The 23785-nt window shown below is 41.8% G+C and carries 22 protein-coding genes and 1 pseudogene; 15 read left to right on the top strand and 8 right to left on the bottom strand.

Going from position 1 to position 23785, the window contains the following annotated elements; translation table 11 throughout:
- Positions 1-25: 25 nt before the first annotated feature.
- From AC4MCC_RS09015 to AC4MCC_RS09005, 3 genes are all read right to left on the bottom strand, one after another.
- Positions 26-286, bottom strand: coding sequence for a hypothetical protein (locus tag AC4MCC_RS09015; protein ID WP_159123777.1), 261 nt, complete (start codon positions 284-286; stop codon positions 26-28).
- A gap of 34 nt (positions 287-320) precedes the next feature.
- Positions 321-1391 carry an amidohydrolase family protein gene (locus tag AC4MCC_RS09010; RefSeq protein ID WP_491885850.1) on the bottom strand — a complete coding sequence of 357 codons (1071 nt, stop codon included), beginning with the start codon at positions 1389-1391 and terminating at the stop codon, positions 321-323.
- Positions 1392-1498: 107 nt separating this feature from the next.
- Complete coding sequence (locus AC4MCC_RS09005) at positions 1499-1894, bottom strand: DUF3144 domain-containing protein (RefSeq protein WP_004786347.1); 396 nt, start codon at positions 1892-1894, stop codon at positions 1499-1501.
- 110 nt (positions 1895-2004) lie between these two features.
- Here AC4MCC_RS09005 and AC4MCC_RS09000 point away from each other — a divergent pair, with 110 nt between their 5' ends.
- The gene (locus tag AC4MCC_RS09000; RefSeq protein WP_491885158.1) at positions 2005-2637 is read left to right on the top strand and encodes a hypothetical protein; all 633 of its coding nucleotides are present in this window, start codon (positions 2005-2007) and stop codon (positions 2635-2637) included.
- A gap of 22 nt (positions 2638-2659) precedes the next feature.
- On the opposite strand, the gene AC4MCC_RS08995 is transcribed toward AC4MCC_RS09000, so the two are convergent.
- Together AC4MCC_RS08995 and AC4MCC_RS08990 are read right to left on the bottom strand one after the other, a co-directional pair.
- Positions 2660-4111, bottom strand: coding sequence for a CYTH and CHAD domain-containing protein (locus tag AC4MCC_RS08995; protein ID WP_491880804.1), 1452 nt, complete (start codon positions 4109-4111; stop codon positions 2660-2662).
- A 121-nt stretch (positions 4112-4232) separates the two neighbouring features.
- Positions 4233-5690 (bottom strand): CYTH domain-containing protein, encoded by a 1458-nt coding sequence (locus AC4MCC_RS08990; RefSeq protein WP_491885157.1) that lies wholly within the window; start codon positions 5688-5690, stop codon positions 4233-4235.
- 333 nt (positions 5691-6023) lie between these two features.
- Between AC4MCC_RS08990 and AC4MCC_RS08985 the strand changes: the two genes are divergently transcribed.
- The 10 genes and pseudogenes from AC4MCC_RS08985 to AC4MCC_RS08940 all read left to right on the top strand — a co-directional run bounded on the left by AC4MCC_RS08985 (position 6024) and on the right by AC4MCC_RS08940 (position 16797).
- The gene (locus AC4MCC_RS08985; RefSeq protein WP_034705228.1) at positions 6024-6407 is read left to right on the top strand and encodes an Mpo1-like protein; all 384 of its coding nucleotides are present in this window, start codon (positions 6024-6026) and stop codon (positions 6405-6407) included.
- A gap of 835 nt (positions 6408-7242) precedes the next feature.
- Complete coding sequence (thiE, locus tag AC4MCC_RS08980; RefSeq protein ID WP_419365623.1) at positions 7243-7863, top strand: thiamine phosphate synthase; 621 nt, start codon at positions 7243-7245, stop codon at positions 7861-7863.
- Between the two features lie 39 nt (positions 7864-7902).
- The gene (gene hemL, locus AC4MCC_RS08975; protein ID WP_125279557.1) at positions 7903-9204 is read left to right on the top strand and encodes a glutamate-1-semialdehyde 2,1-aminomutase; all 1302 of its coding nucleotides are present in this window, start codon (positions 7903-7905) and stop codon (positions 9202-9204) included.
- Between the two features lie 98 nt (positions 9205-9302).
- Entirely contained in the window at positions 9303-9719 is a 417-nt protein-coding gene (locus AC4MCC_RS08970) for a GlcG/HbpS family heme-binding protein (RefSeq protein WP_491885156.1), read from the top strand.
- Between the two features lie 290 nt (positions 9720-10009).
- Positions 10010-10880 (top strand): annotated as a pseudogene (locus AC4MCC_RS08965) (IS982 family transposase).
- A gap of 110 nt (positions 10881-10990) precedes the next feature.
- The gene (locus AC4MCC_RS08960; protein ID WP_491880808.1) at positions 10991-11701 is read left to right on the top strand and encodes a phosphopantetheine-binding protein; all 711 of its coding nucleotides are present in this window, start codon (positions 10991-10993) and stop codon (positions 11699-11701) included.
- Between the two features lie 178 nt (positions 11702-11879).
- On the top strand, positions 11880-12476 hold the full coding sequence (locus AC4MCC_RS08955) for an RluA family pseudouridine synthase (RefSeq protein ID WP_491880943.1): 597 nt from the start codon (positions 11880-11882) through the stop codon (positions 12474-12476).
- A gap of 143 nt (positions 12477-12619) precedes the next feature.
- Positions 12620-15457 carry an RNA polymerase-associated protein RapA gene (gene rapA / locus AC4MCC_RS08950; protein ID WP_419374939.1) on the top strand — a complete coding sequence of 946 codons (2838 nt, stop codon included), beginning with the start codon at positions 12620-12622 and terminating at the stop codon, positions 15455-15457.
- A gap of 144 nt (positions 15458-15601) precedes the next feature.
- On the top strand, positions 15602-15868 hold the full coding sequence (locus AC4MCC_RS08945; protein ID WP_005235145.1) for a PAAR domain-containing protein: 267 nt from the start codon (positions 15602-15604) through the stop codon (positions 15866-15868).
- A gap of 128 nt (positions 15869-15996) precedes the next feature.
- Entirely contained in the window at positions 15997-16797 is an 801-nt protein-coding gene (locus tag AC4MCC_RS08940) for an alpha/beta fold hydrolase (RefSeq protein WP_491885155.1), read from the top strand.
- Positions 16798-16842: 45 nt separating this feature from the next.
- Here the strand turns inward: AC4MCC_RS08940 and fabR are convergent, their stop codons facing one another.
- Positions 16843-17520, bottom strand: coding sequence for an HTH-type transcriptional repressor FabR (gene fabR, locus AC4MCC_RS08935; RefSeq protein ID WP_004786319.1), 678 nt, complete (start codon positions 17518-17520; stop codon positions 16843-16845).
- Between the two features lie 153 nt (positions 17521-17673).
- On the opposite strand from fabR, the gene AC4MCC_RS08930 reads away from it, so the two are divergent.
- A complete protein-coding gene (locus AC4MCC_RS08930) occupies positions 17674-18738 on the top strand; it encodes a ferredoxin reductase (protein WP_491875908.1) in 1065 nt (354 codons plus the stop codon).
- Between the two features lie 14 nt (positions 18739-18752).
- Positions 18753-19847: a fatty acid desaturase family protein gene (locus AC4MCC_RS08925; protein ID WP_004786314.1), complete on the top strand. Its 1095-nt coding sequence runs from the start codon at positions 18753-18755 to the stop codon at positions 19845-19847.
- A gap of 53 nt (positions 19848-19900) precedes the next feature.
- On the opposite strand, the gene AC4MCC_RS08920 is transcribed toward AC4MCC_RS08925, so the two are convergent.
- Positions 19901-20566: an HAD-IB family phosphatase gene (locus tag AC4MCC_RS08920; protein ID WP_419374942.1), complete on the bottom strand. Its 666-nt coding sequence runs from the start codon at positions 20564-20566 to the stop codon at positions 19901-19903.
- Positions 20533-21738 (bottom strand): DUF1615 domain-containing protein, encoded by a 1206-nt coding sequence (locus AC4MCC_RS08915; RefSeq protein WP_491885154.1) that lies wholly within the window; start codon positions 21736-21738, stop codon positions 20533-20535. Before AC4MCC_RS08915 ends, AC4MCC_RS08920 begins: the two co-directional genes overlap by 34 nt.
- Positions 21739-21818: 80 nt before the next feature.
- Here AC4MCC_RS08915 and dusB point away from each other — a divergent pair, with 80 nt between their 5' ends.
- Together dusB and AC4MCC_RS08905 are read left to right on the top strand one after the other, a co-directional pair.
- Positions 21819-22844, top strand: coding sequence for a tRNA dihydrouridine synthase DusB (gene dusB / locus AC4MCC_RS08910; RefSeq protein ID WP_419365616.1), 1026 nt, complete (start codon positions 21819-21821; stop codon positions 22842-22844).
- Between the two features lie 244 nt (positions 22845-23088).
- A complete protein-coding gene (locus AC4MCC_RS08905) occupies positions 23089-23766 on the top strand; it encodes a hypothetical protein (protein WP_125279326.1) in 678 nt (225 codons plus the stop codon).
- The last annotated feature ends 19 nt before the right edge of the window (positions 23767-23785 follow it).

Here is a 23785-nt window from a genome sequence, read left to right as displayed (position 1 = left end):
TTTACCATATTATTAAAAGCCCAATTTAAGTAACTTTTCTGGTGAACAGGATTCCACCTAAAACACCAGATAATACAGCGCAGGGCAAGCTCCACCAGAAAGTGGCAAAGAGAAAAAGGAAAATACCACCTGATACCAAGATTGATCCTAAAGCGATATCTTTATTAAAGGGTAAGTGGATCATATGTTGGTAATAGTAGGATGCGATTCCACTAAAACAGATCACCAAGCAAGTATATAAAAGCTTTTCTGACAAGGGACTAGCGATCATTTCTTCCCAGAGCATATGTATTTTCCTCCTTTTTTAAGGATCCAGACTCTTATTCTTCTAATTTATAAAACGCTTTAGCATTTTCATAAAAGATCGGCTTTAACGCATTTTCATTGTAGTCCTGAACAATATCGCTAAAGGCATCAATAATGTTGGTGAGTGAGCTGCTGACACTGTCCATTGGAAAGTTGGATGCAAACATCACGCGCCCAGAACCAAAACAGTCTAAAGTATGCTGGATCACGGGTGCGGCACGTTCCACTAATTCCTGTTTACTTGCCAGCCGTTTCTGCGTGTGAAAATCATGTCCCAAGACTGGCATAAACAGACCAGACATTTTGGTCGATACATTTTTGCATTCGGCCAGTTCTGCCAACTGATCTTTCCAGTCTGCAAATATCTGGGTGCGATCTTGTTCGGTCTTGCCTGTAGCTTTGCCCACTTTGCCAAATAAACCTGCGGGCGTACCCAGATGATCCAGCACAATAGGGGTGTTTGGAAAGGCTTTGGCCAGCGCAGTAACATCCGCAATCTGGGTAGAGTACACCCAGGCATCAAAGCTTAAATCTTGCCTGGCCAGTTCTTCAAAGCCCTTCAGGAAATCTGTGTTGCGATAGAGATGCGGTTCATCGGTCCAAGCATGAATGCCTTTGTCGGCATGGAACGATGCCATTTTACGAATACCGCGTAGTTTCGGCGAAACTTCCTGATGCAATTGCAGCAGCTGTTTAAAGTTTTTTTGACGAGGGTCAGCTGTGGCCACAATGCCGCCTAGCTGAATATTCTGTTCAGCAAAAGGCAGCCCGGCAATAAACCTGGTTTCATTAACCACGCCCGTGCCTTTATGTTCATGCCAGCTTGCTTCTATATGAACAATCTGCTCCACCTGATAATGACCGATGTCACGTTTATAGTTTTCCGGTAGATAAGGCGCGGTCAGATGTTCGGTAAGGCCAATGGTATCAATCACTGCTTTGGGCTTGATCAGCCGTACCATCTTGTCCAGCAGTTTGGGATGTTTGCCAAATAATTTTACGGCTGAGGCTGCGGCATGCGGTGTGGTATAAGGATCCCACTGATGAATATGCGGATCTATAATCGGAAAGGGCAGTTGCTGCATGATATTTTTGGTCATCGTTTAATTTTTATTCATTTTTTATAGGATAAATACAGCATTAAAGTCAAATTAAAAATCAAAGATTTAAAAAAAGCCCCGTAGGGCTTTCATTAATGATCGTGGTCGTGTTGATGCTTGTTAGCATGAAACTCTTCATTACGACGGAAACGTAAATAGTTTTCAAACTGCTCACAGTATTCATCATAGTTATCTTCCAGCATCATCTGAAATTGCTGCAAGATATAAGACATGACCTGATCTTTAGCGTCGCGCATCTCGTTACCATCTTTGAAATTGTTGGCAGCGACCCAAGTATTAAAGCGGGCAGTACCAAACAGCATTGCGGCGCTGACTTGACCACGTTTTTCTGCCGGGTTTTCCTGAGAGCCTTTTTCTACACGGCTAAATTCGTTGGCCTGTTTAATAAATTCATCAGCACGTTCAAAGAATGCAGCATTTAACGCTTCTTCTTCGGTTACATCGGTTGCTTCAATCTTTTGAACCATGAATTTTTCCTGATAATAAAATCTTAATCACTAATTATAGGCAAAGCCTTGCAGAAACTAAACCTTTGCCTTAATCTAAAAATAGCCTAAGCAATATAAATGTGAATCTCATGCAAGATGCAATTGCTGTACAGAGTCTGAAAAGTGATATTGCCTTATTGCGCCAGAATATCTGGCCACCAGCCAATTTGGCCAATGTGGAAGGATTGCCAATTTATTATGGCACCAAGTCGCAGGTCGAAGAATATTACAGGCAATGGCTGGGTCTGATTGAAAGGGCACAGGATCTGTTTCAGCCTTTTATGGAAGATGAAGTCCTGGATGCGATTCATTTGCCAAGTCATTTGAATCTGCCCTTATTTTATTTTCATGTGGACCGCATCCGGATTAATAAAACCCGCGCCAAAGAATCCAAAACTTTTCGAGGCATTGCCAGCCTGATTGAAAAATGTGGGCAATTTGAACCGGAACAGATTCAGGCCATGCAACGCTGGCTAGACAGTGATGAGACGGCGGCCTTGGTGGCACATCGTGAATTTGTAGATTTGCGTACTTATGTGTTCCAGCATGGTCAAAGTGAATACACCCGGACTCGATTCTATGTGAATAGCATCGTCCTCAGTATCGAACCACATTTTGAACTGGTCGATGCCCGTGATAAACCGCGTAAGCAGCGCAGCGATAGCTATAGTGATCCATTAGCCGATAACAATACCTGGAAAGTGTACGGCAAATATCGCTAGAGCAATTTTGCCTATTTATCTCTTACCAGAATGGTTTAGTGTGAGAAAATTTCTGTAATTGCTTAGCGGCCTGTCCTGACAGGTGCTGCTGTTCTGCAGTAAGCCATCCGATGACAAACCATGCCTTGGAGTGTTTTTTGGCATAAGGCCTATACAGGCTTTCTGCGACAAACAGGTCATTATAGTGACCTAAAGTTTCCTGTAAGGGTTTTAGCGCTTTCAGATATCTTTTGACTTCCTTTTCAGGAAACAGGCTTTGCAGAAATTCTACATTATAACGCAAGCGCTTAACCCGCTTGCGGGTTCGGTGGCGCGATTCAATATCCAGTTCCTGATAGTTTTCTGCATCTGCACAGACTTTCTGATGCAGTTTGCTGAGTCCTTTACACAGGATTTTATGTGAGGACTTTTGCTGGTTTTTACTCTGATCCTGACTAAAACGTAGCAGCTCCAGTATTAGCTCCATCGTGGCGGGCTCTCTGAATAATTGGCTAATATCTGCCTGATCCTGTTGGGCAGGAGGTAACTGCAATACTGGTGAACCCGCAGCTTCTAGCTGAAGAAGCAGACTTTCAGCCAAAGCATCGCGATCCCGGGTAGAACCCAATTGCTGGAAAATATTTCGTAACTGATCCTGCCATTCCTCTGGCAAATCCTGATGATAGGGCTGGAAAATTTTTAAGGCACTGCGTAAACGCCGGATAGCGACGCGGGCCTGATGCACATGGTCACTGTTGTAATTCTCTAGCGCAATCGCTGTCGCATTAGGAAATAGATGAGTCAGACAGTTGGTGATAATTTTTTGCAAGATATGATGAATATCGTCTTTAGCTGCGAGCTCTAAGGTTGTCTGATGCTGGACCGGAAGATCAGTTTTATTATTCAGCAGAGCATAACCACGTTCAGATTTGCTGCGTACATCCAGCCATAACTGATAACGTTGAATCCAGGGTTTAACAAAATCAATTAAGTCATCAAGTTTGCCACTTTTGAGCTCAAATTCAACTTCATAAATATCCAGGGTTTGGCCCTTAGAACGAATCTCACCTCTATCCAGTGCAATTTCAATCTGACTTCCTCGGTAATCTTCAATCCAGAGATCTCGCTCTACATCAGTTTCAAATTGTAGAGTCAGAGGTGTATCTAGGGTGTGAAGGGCCTGTTTTAGAATCTTCCGAGCCTGTTTATGCTTGGCATAAGCTTTTAAATCACAGTTGTCTGGTGCGGTATCCAGTCTTTCTTCCAGCTCAAAGCGTTCAAACTGATGCTGGCTCGGTGCTTTTAAGGTCTGAAACCATTGCTGATCTTCCAGACGCTGCCGGAGTGCAATTTTGTGCTGCTGTAACTGCTGATCGGAAGTATCAAAGTATTTGGCACATAAATGATGTCGAGTCGGCCCGTACTGCTGAAAATCTTGTTCGAATTGGTGACGTATACTTTGCGGAATCTGGAATTTGAGTTCGATTTCTGCCATCGGGCCATTCCTTCTCGATAAAGCTCATAACAACCAATATAGACCAAACAACAAAAGTATTGTGATGTGCTTGTGCAACAAAAAAGCACGCCGTAGCGTGCTTTGAAAGTCAGTTAAATACTTATTTAAGGAATTTGCGGCTGACCAGAAACTGTTCTGTCGCTTCCAGTAATTTTTGTGCATAAACTTCCTGTTTTGCGGTCAACCAACCCAGCACAAACCAGTCGCTGGCTTCCAGTTCGGTCTGTTGAATATAAGCTGCAGAAGAGGCTAGTGTCTGATATTCATTTGCTGCCTGCTGTGCATCATTTAACGCCTTGCTGTATTTTTGCAGGTTTTTGACATCATAAATTGTGGTCAAAATCGGGAAGCTGAATTTTAATTCCTGAATGCGAATGGACAGCAGATCCAGACTCTCAAAATTGGTAATATCAGTCTGGTTCATCTGTTCCTGCAAAACTTTGTATTGTTGCTGCAGGGTAGTTTGCGCTGCAGATTTTAATTCCAGCGGCTTAGCTTCATCTGTACTTAAGCTGAAGATCAGCAATTCCAGATAGTGATGCACATTCTGGGTGGATTTCACCAGATTGCCCAGCTTCTCTTTGGCATAAAGGATATCTTTAGTCAGGTTCTCTGCGGTCGTAGGATTTTGCAGGAAGCCAGCCAGAGTGTTCTGCATATGCTGTAAATGTTGCAGATGTTCAAACTGCTGTTTAAAGGCAGACAGCTGATGAGCCCATTTGTCTGAAACCTGGGTATGCCAATCTTTAAACAAAAGTAAGGTCAGATAGAGATGATCCAAGGCCTGTTGTGCCTGATCAATATGTTCCTGCTCTGCCAATTGCGCGGAGATTGCCGCAATATTGGGCAATAGATGCTGCATTTGCTGGGCCACCAGATGACACAGGTTTTTACCCGCACTATCTTTTTTACTGATCTGGAATTCTTTGGCAAAAGTAGCGGGACTCACGTTCTGATGAGTTGCTAACAGATTCCCGATTTCTGCTTTACTACGTACATCCAGCCACAGCTGATATTTTTTGACCCATTCAAAACTAAAGGCGAGTAAATCCTGAATTGAGCCATGCTTTAACTCGAATTCAACTTCATGCACTTCCTGTTCAGCATGAGGCGTGCGAATGCAGCCGATATCCAGGCTGACTTCGATTGATGTGTTTTCATATTCAATCACGCGCAAGGTACGGGCAATATCGGTTTCAAACTGCAATTGCAGCTGGTCAAACTGATCACCTAAAGCGCGATTAAGCAAGGCTTGCGCTTCAGTAGACGGGTTGTAAATACTCAGGTCCAGCTCAGGCGACTGTTCTAATTCACCCAGATCATGATTATGCTCGAAACGTTCAATGTGGCTTTTGCCTGCCGCTTTTAACGTCTGAACCCAACGACTGCCTTCTAATCGCTGACGTAGGGCAATTCCATGTTGGGCCAGTTGACGGTCTGCAGTATCATAGTATTTGGCTTGAAGCTGGATCTGTTGAGATTTCTTGGGATCAAGTGCCTTAAGCAGGGCAGTACGGCGTGCCGCGGGAATCTGGAACTTGAGTTCAACTTCAACCATGATAATCATCCTGTCTATTCAATTTATTGAAAAATATTAAAAAATAAATTGAATTTTTATTCGCTTGCATGAAATTCCGATATGAAACGGAAGAATTTTTTAGACTTTTGAGCGGCTGATTGTAACGAAAAACCAATCTGATGTAAGACTTGACCGATTGAAAAAAATGGAAATGGAAAAATTAAAATGCTGATTTCATTCGCCGGTTTCTACTGAAAGCATGACAATTCAATATCTAAGCCAACTTCAGGAACAGAATTGCATGAAAATAAAGGTACTTTTAATTGCCTAAATTATGCGCTAAGGTGAAGAAAAAAGATCAGGATGATGATAATGAATGCACAGGTGCAGCCGAGCAATGAGATTGCAGAACTGACTTCTCCACAAATGCCGATTCGTGACTATCATGAATTTTACCGGTTTTATCTGACTGAGCATCGCCATATCATGAGCCGCCGTTTGCATGTCGCAGGCAGCAGTATCGGTTTATATTTTTTTAGCAAAGCCCTTCATCAGCGTAAAGCCAAATATCTAGCCTATGGACTACTCTCAGGTTATGCCTGTGCCTGGATTGGTCATTTCATTTTTGAAAAGAATAAACCGGCCAGCTTTAAACAGCCGCTATACAGTTTTATTTCAGACTGGCGTATGTTTGCCGATGTATTACGTGGTAACCTGAGTCTAGTTGATCGTAAGCACGACAAAATTCCAAGTTAGGGCTTATGACGTTTTATCGGATTTATGCTTAAGTATTGCAATAAAAACGATAAAAACACTTGCAAGTGTAGAGTTATTATTCTATTAATTGTTTTATTGCTTATTCAGTATTTTATCAAAGAGTATAATTCACTGAATAAATCAGTTTTCCAAGCCTGGAGCGACCTTCTCCGGGCTTTTTTTATATTTAAAAAAATAGAAAGATGTGCAGTGCATTATTTTTAATTTATCTGAATGATTTAGAAAATATTCACGAGATGAATGAAGCAAGTTTGAAAGATGAGATGGTCGGTTCTGCTTAGATGGGTCGATCCTTTCTAGCTTTGACACGTCTCCCCATAAACGGTTTACCCAAAGCTAGAAAGGATCTGGTAGATAAAACACAGCTTTTGCTTTTCTATTTATGTGTTGTGTTCGAACTTATTTAAATCCTTTAATGCATGTAGACCTATCCCTGAAATTGGGTATTTTGAAGTTTTCTTTAAGTTTTGTGATTAATGGTATTTCAGCAATTTTATAAACAGGAATCGTAACATCCGGACATAAAAAAATCGCTTTCAGAATTTTGCAACTTCTCCACTAAGTTATCTGCAAAATCCTAAAAGCGTTTGTCGGAGGGCGTAAGCATTAACACTTTATCATTATTGTTATAAAACTATTAAAACGTAAATTCTCGTAGCCGCCTATCACTGAAAATAGGGATATTGATCAATCACCTGTATAAAAAGTACAAATAATAATCTAATACCTGAATCGGGTATTATTCAGTGTTTAGGATGGGGAAACTCGCCCATTTATGCCTATAATAGCGTATGTATTTTGAATGGCGGCAGTCATGCGCGGTTTGTATTTAATTACCAATGATGATCCTATTGAACTTCTCCTAGCAAAACTTGAAGGTGCAATGGCGACTTATGAAGTTGCGGTACTTCAGTATCGTCGTAAAAAAGTAGCGAAAGAAGATCAGGCTTACGAAATCGAATATATGAAACAAATGTGCGAACAGTACAAAGTTCCATTTGTGATTAATGACGATTTGGGAACTGCAGTAAAATATGGTGTAGGCGTGCATTTGGGTCAGGATGATGGTTCAATCCAGGAAGCTGTTGAACGTTTGCCCAAAAATGTATTGATTGGCCGCAGTTGTAATAATTCACTTGAGCTTGCTGAACAAGCCATTGCTGATGGGGCTAATTATGTGGCCTTTGGCGCGATCTATGCGACTGATACCAAGCCAGAAGCAGGTAATATTGGTTTAGAAACATTGAAGCTGGCTAAAGAAAAATTGAATGTGCCAATCTGTGCCATTGGTGGTTTGACGGTTGAAAACGGTAGAGAAGTTATTGAAGCCGGTGCAGATCTTTGTGCAGTCATTAGTGATGTCTTAGGTCGCTCAATGTCGACTGTCGGTCAACGTGTATATGACTGGTCGGAACTATTTGCTGAACAAGCTTAATTTTTATTTCTTATTGTATTTTTGAGTTGAGTGATTCTCATGAGTTTATCTCCAAAGCAAGAACAACTATTTAAACAAGCCAATAAACATATTCCGGGTGGTGTTAACTCACCTGTACGTGCCTTCAATGGCGTGGGTGGTACGCCTATCTTTATCGAGAAAGCCCAAGGTGCTTATCTGTACGATGTCGATGGCAAGCGCTATGTGGACTATGTCGGTTCATGGGGGCCAATGATTCTGGGTCATGCGCATCCTGCGATCATTAAAGCGGTGCAAGATGCAGCAGTAGATGGTTTAAGCTTTGGTGCACCAACCGTGCATGAAACCACTTTGGCGGATATCATTTGCGACATCATGCCATCTATTGAATTGGTGCGTATGACCAATTCCGGTACTGAAGCAACGATGACTGCGATTCGCTTGGCGCGAGGTTATACTGGCCGTGACAAGATCGTAAAATTTGAAGGTTGTTATCATGGGCACTCTGACTCGCTGCTGGTAAAAGCAGGTTCTGGCCTGTTAACTAAAGGTGAAGGTGAAGCGACTTCTGCGGGTGTACCTGCTGATTTTGCCAAACATACATTAACTCTTCCTTATAACGACATTGCCACTTTAAAAGAATGCTTTGCCAAGTTTGGCTCTGAAATTGCGGGTGTGATTGTTGAGCCAGTAGCAGGGAATATGAATCTGGTGAAACCGATTGATGGTTTCCTGCAAGCGATACGTGATGTCTGTGATGAACATGGTTCAGTATTCATTATTGATGAAGTGATGACCGGTTTCCGTGTCGGTCTAGGTGGTGCTCAGGCACATTATGGCGTGACTCCTGATTTAACGACTTTGGGTAAAATCATTGGTGCAGGTCTGCCAGTTGGTGCTTTTGGTGGTAAACGAGAAGTAATGGAATGCATCGCGCCATTAGGTAACGTGTATCAGGCAGGTACTTTGTCTGGTAACCCACTGGCGATGCGTGCTGGTATCGAGATGTTTAAACATCTGCGTGAACCAGGTTTTTATGAAAAATTGACTGCACAACTTGAAAAACTTCTTGCAGGTTTACAGGCAGCTGCGGATGAAGCAGGTATTCCATTCAAGACCCAGCAAGTGGGCGGTATGTTTGGCCTGTACTTCACGGATCAGGAAGACATCACTAGCTTTGATTCAATGCTGAAGTGTGATGTTGAAGCCTTCAAAAAATTCTTTCATGGCATGTTAAGTCGTGGTGTGAACCTGGCTCCATCTGCATTTGAAGCAGGGTTTATTTCAGCTGCGCATAGTGATGAAGATATTGAATTCACGATCCAGGCGGCTAAAGAAACTTTTGCTGAAATGAAAGCTTAAGTTTTAAATCCTTCCTAACCCTCTCCTAAAAGGAGAGGGAACATAAGCCCGAATTCGTTCGGGCTTTTTTATACAGATTTTGAAAATGGAAAAGACGGATGCAAACTAAACATTATTTGACCTTAAGCGATGCTGAGTTTTTATTAAATCAGGCCTATGAATATGCGCTAGAAAATGGCTTTAATGTCAGTATTGCTGTCGTTGATGAAACTGGTAATTTGCTGGCAATGAAGCGTATGGATGGGGCTTCACCGATGACAGCAAACCTGTGTCTGGAAAAAGCACGTTGTTCTGCCATTAGTCACCGTCCATCCAAGCTGTTTGAAGATATTATCAAAGGTGGGCAAATGGGCTTTCTGACCATGGATACTTTCTCGGGTATGTTGGAAGGTGGTGAGCCGATTATGTATCAAGGTCAGGTGGTTGGTGCGATGGGTGTTTCTGGCGTGAAGTCTTTCCAAGATGCTGCGATTGCTCAGCAGGCGATTGAGAAGTTTTTGGCACTACAAAAATAGGTGTTAGTAATTGGAAAATAAAAAATCATCGTGAGTATGAATAAATTTAACAAAGCCCAAGTTGATTCGCTTGGGTTTTTTTGATTTTAAGTAATAAAATTAATGAGAATTATCTTAATATTTTTATAAAATTAAAGTTTTTAATTTAGATAATCTGTTTTTATTTAAAGTGTACTTGTATTTGTTAATTATTAAATTAACCCGAATCGCGGATAAAAAATTGACTTGAAAAATAAGAGGACTAGAGCCATCAGTTGAGTTACCACACAAAACTTAAAACTCTAGTCCCGATGTTTAATAGTACCGAATTATTTTGCGTAATTGATGATTTCTTTCTTAAATTTGAAGCAACCTACTGGAATTTCCTTAAACAAAGTCGTCGTTTCTCCAGAGTCCGAACCGCTCACTTGAGTATCTCAGAAATCACTTTTATCGCGATCTGGTATAAATGTTCTCATTTCACTAATTTCAAAGCATTTTTCACATGGTTGAAACAGGATAAAAATCATTTATTTAAAAGCTTACCCTGTTACCAACGGATGATTCATCTGATTAATAGACATCAATTAGCTCTACACGCTTTACATGTGGCGCTAATGAAAGGCCAAGGTACACAATATTTATGGATTGATTCAACAACTCTGCCAGTTTGTAAAAATCAACGTATTCAACGCCATAAATCATTAGTCCAAATTGCATCACGTGGTAGAAGCTCAATGGGCTGGTTTTATGGCTGTAAATTACATATTGTGATGAATCAATTTGGTGAAATTGCTTGTTCTGCTTTATCCAATGGACATTTGGCTGATATCAAAATGGTTGAGAGACCTGTTAAAGAGATGGAAGCAAAGTTGCATGGAGATCGTGGCTATATTAGTCAAGAACTGAAGAGTAGGTTGAAAGAGCAAGATATTGATTTAATTACCTATCATCGAAAAAAATATGCAGGCTATACAACTTTCTGAGTCAGATAAATATCACTTAAAACAGCGCAATAAGATAGAGACTTTATTCAGTTTATTGAAAGGTCAGTACAATTTAGTGACAAGCAAAGCACGTAGTGTTCATGGATTTCTAGGAGGGATTTACGCGTCCTTGTGTGCATATCAACTGATCCATAAAAATAAGCCAACAATTCAAATTATGAAGTCATCGGCTTAAGCAGGATTCGGGTTAGAAAGTATTATTAATTGTGATTTGAAACTTATCATTCCTATTAATCTAAGCTAGCATAATGAACTTTTGCAATAAGCTAAATAGATAAAACTCCCATGCTCTATACAATGCCCAGAAAAATTCAAATTGCTCCATCTCAAGCCAAATGGCAGCTTGCTGCTACAGATTCAGTCTTGGTCTTGGTTGGGCTGCATAATTTAAGAATGCAGACCGGGATTCAAGAGACTGAGCTGATGAATAATCTGATTCAGATCAGCAATAAAGCTAAAGCACTTGATATTCCCATTGTCGACCTATATGGCGATGATTTAATGCAGGGTATGCAGCAACTTGGAGAATATGCTTCAACTCATCCACAACTGATTTTTGCCGGACAAATCACACCGATGCTGAAACAGATCTTGCCACATCTGCAAAGTGTGACAGAACAAATTTGCATAATTAATGATGCAATTTTGATGCCTAGTCAGGAACAGCATATCCAGTGGATTGAGAATATATCGGCACAAGCTTTGCATCATATGAACAGCTATAGTCTGACCCGATTATGGAACTTAAGTGCGCCGTCAGAATATGTATTGTCAACTAAAGGCATCATGTTGGCAGTAGCTGAACAGCTGGATATGGATGCGCTGGAAATTGATCCTTATGCTGATTTAAAGCAGTATGGACTGGACTCTGTAGCAGTAGTCAGTCTGGTTGGCACATGGCGTGCGCATGGTGCTGATCTGCGTTATGAAGATGTGCTGGAACACCCGTCATTACATGATTTAGTGAGCTTTGTAATGCAATCTGCACGTCGATAATCGCTAATTGGGTAATTTTCTTAAAATAATCGGAAATTTCATCGCCATTTACATAAATGCGCATTGTAATTATCACTCAAGCTTTCTATTATGGCCGCCTTGTTTTTCGCGATCAGCGTGGGATTGAACTTTGAGTAATTTTCTAACCGAACATCTGATACATCGTGATGAAGATTTTATGGTCATCCATAAGCCTGCAGGCTTACTCACAGTGCCCGGTAAAACAGAAGATTTACAAGATTGCCTGATCAATCGCCTCATCAAATTGGAACCTAAAACTTTACTGATCCACCGCCTGGATCGAGACACTTCCGGTATTTTAGTATTTGCCTTAAGCCGTGAAGGGCAAAAATCCATCTCCCGCCAGTTCCAGGAACGCCAAACCGATAAAACCTATCAGGCCATCGTGGCTGGAACATTAGAAGACAAGGGTACAGTTGATGTGCCTGTCATTTACGATCCAAGCCGTCCGCCACTGCATATTGCTGAACCGAATCATAATAAGCCGGCTATTACAGAATGGCAGGCCATCGAACATTTTGAAATTCAGGGGCAAGCTGTGACTCGGGTGAAACTGACTCCGATTACCGGTCGTTCACATCAGCTCCGTGTACATATGCAATATCTCGGGCATCCGATTATTGGCGATACCTTGTATGCAACGCCAGAGCAGCAACAGCTTAGTCCGCGTCTATGCTTACATGCCGAGCGTTTAAGTTTTTATCATCCTAAAACACAACAGTTAGTTGAATTTAATTGTCCGGCTGAATTCTAGGAAATACTTGTTTAATCGACGTGAATTATGCTCACTTTTTAGTGGGCTTTATGTCAAAATACATTGCTTGAAGGTGTGAAATTTTGCTCAAATGACGTTTCGTGATTGAGCCTGATATTCATAATCTTGTACTTAAGATAAAGGTGGAAAAATTGCAGCAATTTGCTATTGGTCAACGTTGGTTATCAGATACTGAAACAGAACTCGGTTTAGGGGTTCTCATTGATGTTGATGAGCGATCGGTCAGCATTTTATTCCCAAAAAGCGATGAAACTCGCGTCTATGCTCGCAGTAACGCACCCTTATCTCGTATCGTATTTAATGCAAATGACGAGCTGCAAGATCAGGAAGGTACGATCTGGACCGTTGAGTCAGTTGAAGACCGAAATGGCGTGGTGCGTTATCACGTGGTTCGTACTCTTGAAGATGGCACAGAAGAACGTAAAGCTTTAAATGAAACCCGTGTAGGCGCAACGATTCAGTTGTCTAAACCTTTAGACCGTTTACTGGCCAGCCAGATTGACTATAAAGAATGGTATGACCTGCGTATTGAAGCCTTGCTGATGCAAGCTAATATGCAAACCAGTCCATTGCGTGGCTTGGTCGGTTCGCGTGTAGGTCTGATTCCACACCAGTTGTATATCGCACATGAAGTCGGTCAGCGTTTTGCACCGCGTGTTTTACTGGCGGATGAAGTTGGCTTGGGTAAAACCATTGAAGCTGGTCTGATCATTCATCAGCAACTTAAAACTGGCCGTTCTGAACGTATCCTGATCTTGGTTCCGGATTCACTGCAATATCAGTGGATGATTGAGATGCGCCGTCGTTTCAATCTTGAATTCTCCCTATTTGATCTGGCGCGTACTGCATCGATTAAAGAGCATGATCCTGATCTAAATCCATTCCTGACTGAACAGCGTATTATCGCTTCTGTAGACTTGATGGTGGATCACGAAGATCTACGCGAACAGGCGATTGAGGCGGGCTTTGACCTGTTGGTGGTCGATGAAGCGCATCACCTGATGTGGTCTGAGGAAGAAGGCGGCAATGACCGTTATGATCTGGTTGAAGAACTGGCAGAGAAAACACCGGGCGTATTGTTATTGACTGCAACACCTGAACAGCTCGGTGTGGAATCTCACTTTGCGCGTTTGCGTCTGCTTGATCCACAACGTTTCAGTTCATTGGACCGTTTCCTGGATGAAGAAGAGCAGTATCAGCATACTGCTAAAATCGCTGAAGTACTGATGTCAGACCTTCCACTGGAAGCAGAGCATTTTACTGCGATTGAAAGCCTGCTTGGTCATGCGATTGAAGATACTCCGGAGCAACGTTTCCGTGCGATTCATGAATTGCTAGACCGTCATGGTACGGGTCGTATCCTGTTCCGTAATACACGTGAAGCAATTCAGGGCTTCCCTGGCCGTGACTGTCAGCCAGCGCCTTTGCCAGCACCAGAAAACTGGTCTAAAGATGGCAAACTACGTGAACAGATGTGGCCGGAAGAATCTCAACTTGATGGCTCGTGGATGGAAACCGATCCGCGTGTAATGTGGTTGATGGAAAAGCTACGTACTGATCTGAAGCATAAAAAAGTATTGCTGATTGCACGTAGTGGTCCAGTGGTTGAAGCACTGGAAAATGTATTACGTCTGCATGCAGGTATCCGTACTGCCATGTTCCATGAAGGTATGAGCCTGCTGGAACGTGACCAGGCAGCGGCTTATTTTGCTGAAGAATCTTATGGTGCACAGATTTTATTGTGCTCTGAAATCGGTTCAGAAGGCCGTAACTTCCAGTTTGCATCTGACTTGATTCTGTTTGACTTGCCAGCCAATCCGGATGTACTGGAACAGCGTATTGGTCGTCTGGATCGTATTGGTCAGGAAAACCGTATTCAGATTCATGTGCCTTATCTGGTGGGTACTGCGCAAGAACGTATGTTCCGCTGGTATAACGAAGCGTTGAATATTTTCAGCAACATTTCTCCAACGGCGCAAACGCTGCAAGAAAACTTTATTATTGCCCTGAAAGATTGCTTGCTGGCAGATAAAGGTCAGGAATTTGAAGATCTGCTGGAAGAAGTCAGTGTGCAACGTGAAGCGCTTGAAGCTGAATTGCAGGAAGGTCGTGACCGTCTGCTTGAGTACAATTCTTGCCGCCCCGTCGTGGCACAGGAAATTGTCAATGCACTTGAAGACTATGATGACAATACCACCTTGCCAATGTTCATGAAGCGTTTCATGGCATCGACCAATATCGATTTTGATGAACAAAGCAATGGTACCGTGATCATCAAGCCAACGGATCAGATGCAGGTACAAGGTTTAACCCTGGATGAAGAGGGTATGACAGCCACCTTCTATCGTGATCAGGCTCAGATCCGTGAAGATGCTCAATATCTAACTCTAGAACATCCACTCACTGAAAGTGTGATGGAAATGATCAATACTCAAGGCTTTGGTAGTACCAATGTTGCAGTCTTAAAATCTGCAGCATTACCACAAGGTTCTGTATTGATGGAAGTGTGGTTCAAGGTTGATGTGGTTGCACCAAAAGCACTGAACTTACCGTCAAGCTTGCCACAGCAACTGATCCGTGTATTACTCAGTGAAAAAGGTCAGGATCTGTCTCAGAAGATTGCGCCTGAAATCCTGAAACCTTATCTACATCATTTAGATGGCAATAGCTGCCGTCAGGTAGTGAAAGCACGGCGTGAAGTAATTGAAGCACGTTATCAACAGGCATTGGAACTGGCTCGTTCAGCATTGCCAAACTTCAAGCAGCAGGCTAAAGAAGTGTATGGCAATAAATGGCAGTATGAAATTGACCGTCTAACTTACCTGAAACAGTTCAACCCAAGTATCCGTGAAGATGAAATCGCACGTTTACAGAAATTGCAGAAAGAAGGTTTGAGTCTGTTAGAAGGTTTATCTGTAACACCTGAAGCGATTCAGGTAATGGTTGTGGTTAAACCATAAGGTCTAATGAATTAATAAGCAGCTTCCGGGCTGCTTTTTTATGGCTGAAATTTAAAGCTTCATGGAGTGCTTGGTCGGGCCGTGCTAGCTGATATTTTCTGTATTGTTTAAAATCAGCCCACCTAAGAATAAGAAATAAATACCATGTCCAAAGCATTGATCACTATTGGCGCGAAAACCAGTCATGGCGGTATGGTCTCTGAATGTGAGAGCTCTTTTTTAATTAATGGTATGGCAGTGCATCTGAATGGCATGAAGCATTATTGTCCCAAGTGTCAAACTACCGTGACAGCTATTGCTAGTGATTTATCTACAATAGTCAAAGGTAGGGCTGTAATCATTGCTGGAGATAAAGCCAGTTGTGGAGCCACTTTTTTACCGATGCAAAATCTGGCTATTTCTAAAAAATAACGAACCATTTGCCGATTTAAGCTAGGAGTGACTTAAAGGTCATAGATTGGTGAATTTGGTTCTGTAGAATTTTGCATTTCAATATTAAGCTTCTTTCAGACTTTATAAAGAAATGACCAAAGAAAATAATGAAACAGGTTTTGCATTTTACTCATGCCAATGGCATTCCATCGGCAAGCTATCGCAAGTTTTTAAATTATTTTCAGGACGAATATCAGGTCAAGGCGATTCCGCTGATCGGGATGAATCCAGCCTATCCAATTACCAAAGACTGGCGTTATCTAGTAAATGAAGTGATACAGGATATCCAGCAGCAATCTCCGGATCAAAAGGTGATTGGGCTGGGACATTCATTTGGTGGTTTGGTAACTTTAATGGCAGCCTATCAACGTCCGGATTTATTTTCCAAACTGGTGATCATGGATCCACCTTTCGTGATTGGTAAAAACAGTGCACTGTTTGAAGTGGTGAAAAAGCTCAACTTAAAAAGTATTGACCGTTTCACTCCGGCAGGTATTACCCTAAAACGTAAGGATTACTGGCCATCTAAACAGGACGCCGTTGCAGCGCTGAGATCGAATCGTCTATTTAAGCATTTTGATGAACAATGTTTTCAGGATTATATTGAAAGTGGGATTGTACCTGATCAAGAGCGTGGAGGAGTAACTTTAGCTATTCCGAAACAGGTTGAGGCAGAAATTTTCCGGACCGTACCGGCCTGGTGGTGGCGTACACCAAGAAAACCACCCCAGGTTCCGATACATTTAATCACAGCAGAGCGCAGCCAGTTTTATCAGCAAGGTTTACCACAAGGCATGCATAAGGTTTACCAAATTCATTATTCGGTGGTGCAGGGCGGACATATGTTTCCACTAGAGCATCCGGAAATGACGGCAAACCATGTTAAAGCCAGATTGAATAAGCTTTAATCTTGGTAATAAAAAAGACTCACTAAGAGTCTTTTTTTAGCTGGTTTAACGGATCTGAGACTGATCCAGATGACGGGCACCTTCCAGAATCATGCGAATCATGATCATGGTTTGTTCCGCAATTTCCTTACGGTCTTCAGGTGCCATATCGATCACATTGGCACCCATATTAAATACCAGTTGGGTAATCGCTCTGGCCGCAATCTCAGGATGAAATAATTTTTTATTATTTAGTCGTTCCAGACGGATCAGGTCTTCCTGAAGCTCCTGCTGGAAATAATTCAGTTGGCGTTCGACTGCCTGTTTATAGGATTTTGAACCGGTATAACCTTCACGTAATAACAGACTTAAATTACCTTCATCAGCATCCAGCTGGGCAATAAAGACTTCGACAGAACTACGGATAATACTGTTCTGTTTCGATGCTTTTAGGCGGGATTCATTGAGAATCTGACGCAGCACAATCCCAGCACGATCAATCAGCTCAATCGCCAGTTCATCGATATCTTTAAAATGACGATAAAAACTGTTCGGAGCAATTCCAGCCTCACGAGCAACTTCACGCAAGCTTAAAGATGAAATACTTTTTTGTGGTCCGATCAGGTTTAAAGCAGCCTGGAACAGTTCTTCCTTGGTAATGGTCGCTTTACGGCCCACACTACGGACAATAATGGGCTCATCAATGCTTTTCGATGGTAAAGACGCGTCACTGCTTATTTTCATTGAAGGCTCATTCATGAGGTGATTAGTAAAAGGCATTAACACATTATAACGAAGGCAGTCCAGCTTGTGAAATGATTAGAAACAATACAAATGTATATACAAATATATATACAAGTGTATAATAATTAAAAATCCAAGGTGATGTCTAAAACGATGCCTGTACTCGAAAAGCTTAAAACGCCATTAAATACGCTGAAAGAGAGTGTGATTGATCCATATGCGATTAATTTCTGGATGCAGAAATTAAATCCTTTATGGTCAATGAATCAGCCCTTAGGCAAGATTGTGCGCAAAGAACATGCTGCGCAGGATATGCTGAGCCTGACGATTCGTGTCAATCATTTATTCCAGTTCGGTCAGGCGGGCCAGCATCATCCTGTATTTGTGGTGGTGAACGGCATTCGTTATGAACGTAGCTATAGTCTGACCCGTATTGATCAGCAGCATATTTTATTGACGGTTAAAAAAGTGAATGCGGGTAAAGTTACTACCTGGTTTGCTGAACAGGCTGAAGTCGGCGATATCATTGAATTCGGTCAGCCTTTCGGTGACATGACTTTGCCAGAACAGGACAGCCCATTGCTTTTGCTTGCTGCGGGTAGTGGTATCACCCCAATGCTGAGTATGCTGGAAGCTTTAAAAGATAAAGCTGAACTGGTTGCACCAGTAACTTTATGGTACTGGGTTAAGAAAAACCAGGATGCTGCTTTCATTGCGCGTTTTGAAGAGCTGGCACAAAAGTTTTCAAACTTTTCTTATCAGGTATTTGCAACTCAGGAACAACCGGCTGCGCCGCGTCTTGATGAATCTTATCTAGATCAATTGCAAGCATTGGAACACAGCACAGTCTATGCATGTGGACCATCAGGTTTTGTTGCGACTGCAGAACGGCTGTTTGCTTCAGCAAAACTATTCAAAAGTGAAGCTTTCAGCATGAGTCTGAGTGATGAAGCTGATACCGGTTTTGTCAATGTAACCCTGACTCAATCGAAAAAAATCGTCACGATTCCAAAAGGCCAGTCAATTCTGGTAAGCCTGGAACAGCAGAATATCCGACCGACCCATGGCTGTCGTATGGGCATCTGTAATAAATGTGCCTGTAATAAAGCGGAAGGTTCAACCAAGAATCTAGTAAATGGCGCACAAAATACCGAGCCAGGTAATCTTTTAAAAATTTGTGTTAACTCAGCGCAGACTGACCTTGTCATCGACTTATAAGCGAGTTTTATCCTATGAATATGCCAGTAAAATTACAGTATTTTAAAAATCCTAAAAACCGTGAACTGACCCAGTCTGAGCTAGATGAACTTGCACGTGAGCTTGATGCCATCAAACAGGAAGTGCTGGATGATTTAGGTGAAAAAGATGCCAAATATATCCGTCGCGTATATTCGAGTATCCGTTATTCATCGATTGCAGGTCGTGCCTTATTATTCGCAGGCTGGTTCCCGCCAGCATGGTTGTTGGGTACAGGCTTATTAGGCTTTGCCAAAATCATGGAAAATATGGAATTGGGTCATAATGTCATGCACGGTCAATATGACTGGATGAATGATCCGAAGCTCAATGGCCAAACCTACGAGTGGGATATTGTCGGAACTTCAGACAACTGGCGTCAAACCCATAACTTCAAGCATCATACCTATACCAACATTAAAGGCATGGATGACGATATTGGTTATGGCTTGTTGCGTTTGTTCCCTGAGCAACGCTGGAAACCAGGCTATTTATTACAGCCAATTTACAGTATTCCATTTTGCTTGTTATTCCAGTGGGGCGTGGCCATTCAAAACCTTGAACTGGGTAAATACTTCAAAGGCCGTAAAACCAAAGAGCAAACCCTTGAAGAATGGAAGCCAATGCAGCGTAAAATTGGCAAGCAATTATTCAAAGATTATGTATTCTTTCCATTGATTGCAGGTCCTGCAGCATTACCGGTATTGACAGGTAACCTGGTGGCAAATGGCCTTCGTAATATCTGGACTTTTAGTATTATTTTCTGTGGTCACTTTACCAAAGATGTAGAAGTGTTTCCGAAAGCTGTGATGGAAAATGAAAGTCGTGGTCACTGGTATATGCGCCAGATTCGTGGTTCTTCAAACTTGACTGGTTCTGAAGCGTTTCATATTTTGACTGGACATTTAAGCCATCAGATTGAACATCACTTATATCCAGATGTGCCTGCACGCCGTTACCGTCAAATGGCGCCAAAAGTAGAAGCAGTATGTAAAAAATATGGTCTGAACTATAACAATGCCAGTTTGGTAAAACAGTATGGCAGCGTAATTAAACGTATTGTGAAATATGCATTTCCGTTTAAGAAGTAAGATAGATTTCAATAAAAAACCGCTGTTCATAGCGGTTTTTTATTATTCTCAGTTTAATTAATTATTTTAAGCTCAGACTCAGATAAATTCATTTCAAGTAGTGGAAGTACTTTATCTCGACCTTCCAGATAAGCATACTGTGCAAGGCTTAACATTGCCTCATCTTCTTCGCTATTTCCATAAGCATAAATTTCAGCATAATCTTCTAAATTATATTTTTCCAGGATTCTACTTTTCTTCTGATCCTTACTACAATCAGGTGTGTTGTATAAACCTGTCATTTTGCCTGTCAGAATTTCTACTTCACTACAAATCAGGTCAATGCCTAAATAAGTACAAACCGGTTTTAAATATAAATCCAGTGAAGCAGAAACGAGAACGACTTGATGCCCGAGTTGCTGATGTTGTCTAAGTTGCTTTAATAGCTTAGGATTTAATCTTAAAACAAGCTGCTGTGCATATTCTTCGGCAAGCTGCTGAATTTCATGCGCATGACTATTTTTGAACATGGTGTAATACAGCTTTGGGCGCATTGCATGAGCAGGATAGAGCTTAAGATAGTAAGCCTGAATCCAAGGCAGAATACGAATGCCACGTTTTAAAATCTGCCTTTTCTTTAAGGCATAGAAAATGAACCCTGTAAAACTGTCATAAGGATACAGGGTTCCATCAAAATCAAATAAGGCTAGAGTTTTATATTTTTGATGCGGCGCATGCATGTTTGATAACGACCATCGACACGGCTGGCAAACCAGTTAGTATTATACTCACGACTCAATTTTGGGCCTGAGATCACAACTTCTGGCATCATTGCATAAATTGGCTCTTTACCGGTGTTTTCTTGATAAAGTTTACTGATACCACGATAAGTCATGGTATCTTCAAAATCTTTAACTTTTTCTTTTTTTAGATCCGCCCGAATCTGACGTTCAGTAATAATAAAATTATTTTTTGCAAAAACGCTGATGAGCTCTCGTTCAGATTGACTCTTTTGTGAGCGAATCGCGCCATCTTTAGTATAAAGTAGTAAATCGCCATCTAGACTCAATTCGGCATCGGTTAAATTATTTAACATGCTCTGGAACGCTGCATTACGGCTGGAATACATCCCGGAGTTATAATCAGCAAAGCGATAAATTGGTTTTTCATAATCCGCAGGGTACATCATCAATCGATGAATCCCGTAATAGAGTCCGCCGTACTGGCTATACAGGTCACTACGCAAATCAGCAATACTGCCACCTTGACGTTTATATTCCTTGGCATAGCTGATATGAACCTGCATAGAACCCAAAGTTGTAATCGGATTCATTTTTTCGCCAATATTTTGTCCAAACAGTTTGGCAGCCCCTGTCAGTGCACTTACATGATAATGTTTGGCCATGTAATCAAAGATTTCACGATAAAGTTCATCTAATTGACGTTCGGTTTTGACCCGGCGCATCTGGCTTAGATAATTGTCTTCTGGACTTGGATGATTTTTAAGTACGTCCTGGAAATATCCTGCAACTGTTCCACCGATACTTTCACCAAGTTTATCTTTGAATTTTTCTTCCAGACGTTCCTGAACTTCTTTAACGGCTTTTTCACCAAGACCAGGAACTACCGGATCTGCATTAAAGTTAGATTCCTGATCGACAACTGCCACGATTGAACAGATATTCTCTTTGGTTTGTGGAATACCGAGCTGGTCAGTAATGTCATAAATATCTTGTGCCCATGATTCACGCTGGCTGACACGACCTGGAATGGCTTTGCGAATATGTTCAACTTCAAGAGTCGGTTCATCATTTGACCACCATGAACCATTGCCACACCCTACAAGGCTAATAGATAAAGCAAGTATGGATACGGACTTAAGAGAAAAAGCTTGAGCAAAATATTTGTTCATGGTGTCGTAAATAAATTGAAAAGATGAGTGAACAAGGCAGATGCAGTATACTATGCCCATCAGAAAAGTGATGAATTTATATGTATATTGGTCCCTATCAACTGTCAAATAATTTGATTGTCGCTCCCATGGCAGGTGTCACCGATCGTCCATTTAGAACCTTATGCAAGTACTTCGGTGCAGGTCATGCGGTCAGTGAAATGATGACTTCTGACAAGACCTTGCGCATGAGCAAAAAGAGCTTATATCGGGCAAATTTTGATGGTGAGCTGGCACCAATCTCAGCGCAGATTGCTGGTTCTGATCCACATGACTTAGCTGAGGCAGCACGCTATCAGGTTGCAAATGGGGCACAAATTGTTGATATCAATATGGGATGCCCAGCAAAGAAAGTCTGTAATAAGCTAGCCGGTTCTGCCTTGTTAAAGGATGAAGATCTGGTTGCACGTATTTTAGATGCAGTTGTTGCTGCAGTTGATGTTCCTGTTACTTTAAAAACCCGTTTGGGCTATCTCAACGGTCATGAAAATATTCTGCGAGTTGCAAAACGTGCTGAAGACGCGGGGATTGCAGCGCTGGCATTACATGGCCGTACTCGTGAAGACATGTACCTCAATACGGCACGTTACTCCTTAATCAAGGAAGTGAAAGGGATGTTGAATATTCCCGTGATTGCGAACGGAGATATTGATAGTCCTGAGAAAGCCAAATATGTACTGGACTATACAGGTGCAGATGCCATTATGATCGGCCGTGCAGCACAAGGCCGTCCCTGGATTTTTCGTGAAATTGCACATTATTTAAAAACCGGAGAGCATCTGGCTGCGCCAAGTATTGCTGAAGTGAAAGATGTGCTACTAGGGCATTTATCCGAACTTTATGAGTTTTATGGTGAATATTCAGGTTGTCGTATTTCGCGTAAGCATATTGCCTGGTATACCAAAGGACTACGTTCGAGTAATGAATTCCGTCAAAATATGTATCAGGTAGAAAACACCGCCGATCAATATAAAGTGGTGGAAAACTATTTTAATGGATTACTGGAACATGGCCATATCATGAGCGATGTACAAGTAGATCAGGTGAATCTGTTAGAAACCAAATAAAAGAGAGATTTCCTAGTTCTTCTAAAAGGTATTGTAGTAAATACAGTACCTTTTTTATCTTGTAGCTAAAATTTTATATGCTTCCGTTATATTAAAGCCTGTAGTGAACATAGCCGCATATTAAGTTCACTGAAACTGGACAGGATATGGACATTGGTTACGTGAAATTGCTCTAAGCTGAATTTCTAGCATGGCAAGATGTTTATTCAATCTTGTTCATTCTCATGATCAAGGGAGATCTATAATGACAAATACCAATCGTCCAGTTACAGACTTTGGCAATAAAACCTCGACTGAATTACCAGAGGAACGTAGTGACGCATTAAATCAAGATGCAACAGATGCCAGTGCTCGACCAGATTTGAATTCACCTCAAAAAGATAATCCTCGTGTGCCAGATATGAATGAAGGTGAGGATAATGTACTTGCTACCAGTGCAGGTACTTTAGGCGGGGCAGCAGTTGGAGCGACTGCCGGTCTGGTAGGTGGCCCTCCAGGGGCAGTAGTAGGCGGTATCATTGGCGGTGTTGTAGGCGGTATTGCAGGGAATGATATTGCTTCACCTGATCATCCAAAACAGACGGATAACTACGAGCATCCAGAAAATCATCCAGAAGCAGATAATTATCAGCATCCGGACACGATTAAGCAGGAGGATGATTACTGGAGAACTGAGCATACCAACCGTCCGTATTATACGGAATCACGCACTACTTACAGCGATCTCGACTATGATCGTGACTATCGTGGTGCCTATCGGGTGGGTTATGAAAACCGTCCGCTATATGACCGTCAAACTGACTTCGAACATGCCGAACCTGAATTACGAACCAAATGGGAACAGGTAAAAGGTGAATCTCGTTTGAATTGGGAAGAAGCAAAATTTGCGATCAAAGATGCTTGGCATCGTATGACTCGTTAAAAGAACGATATAAAAAAAA

The organism is Acinetobacter sp. CAU_H_56, assembly GCF_058599425.1.
This window is presented reverse-complemented; position numbering and strand designations above follow the sequence as displayed.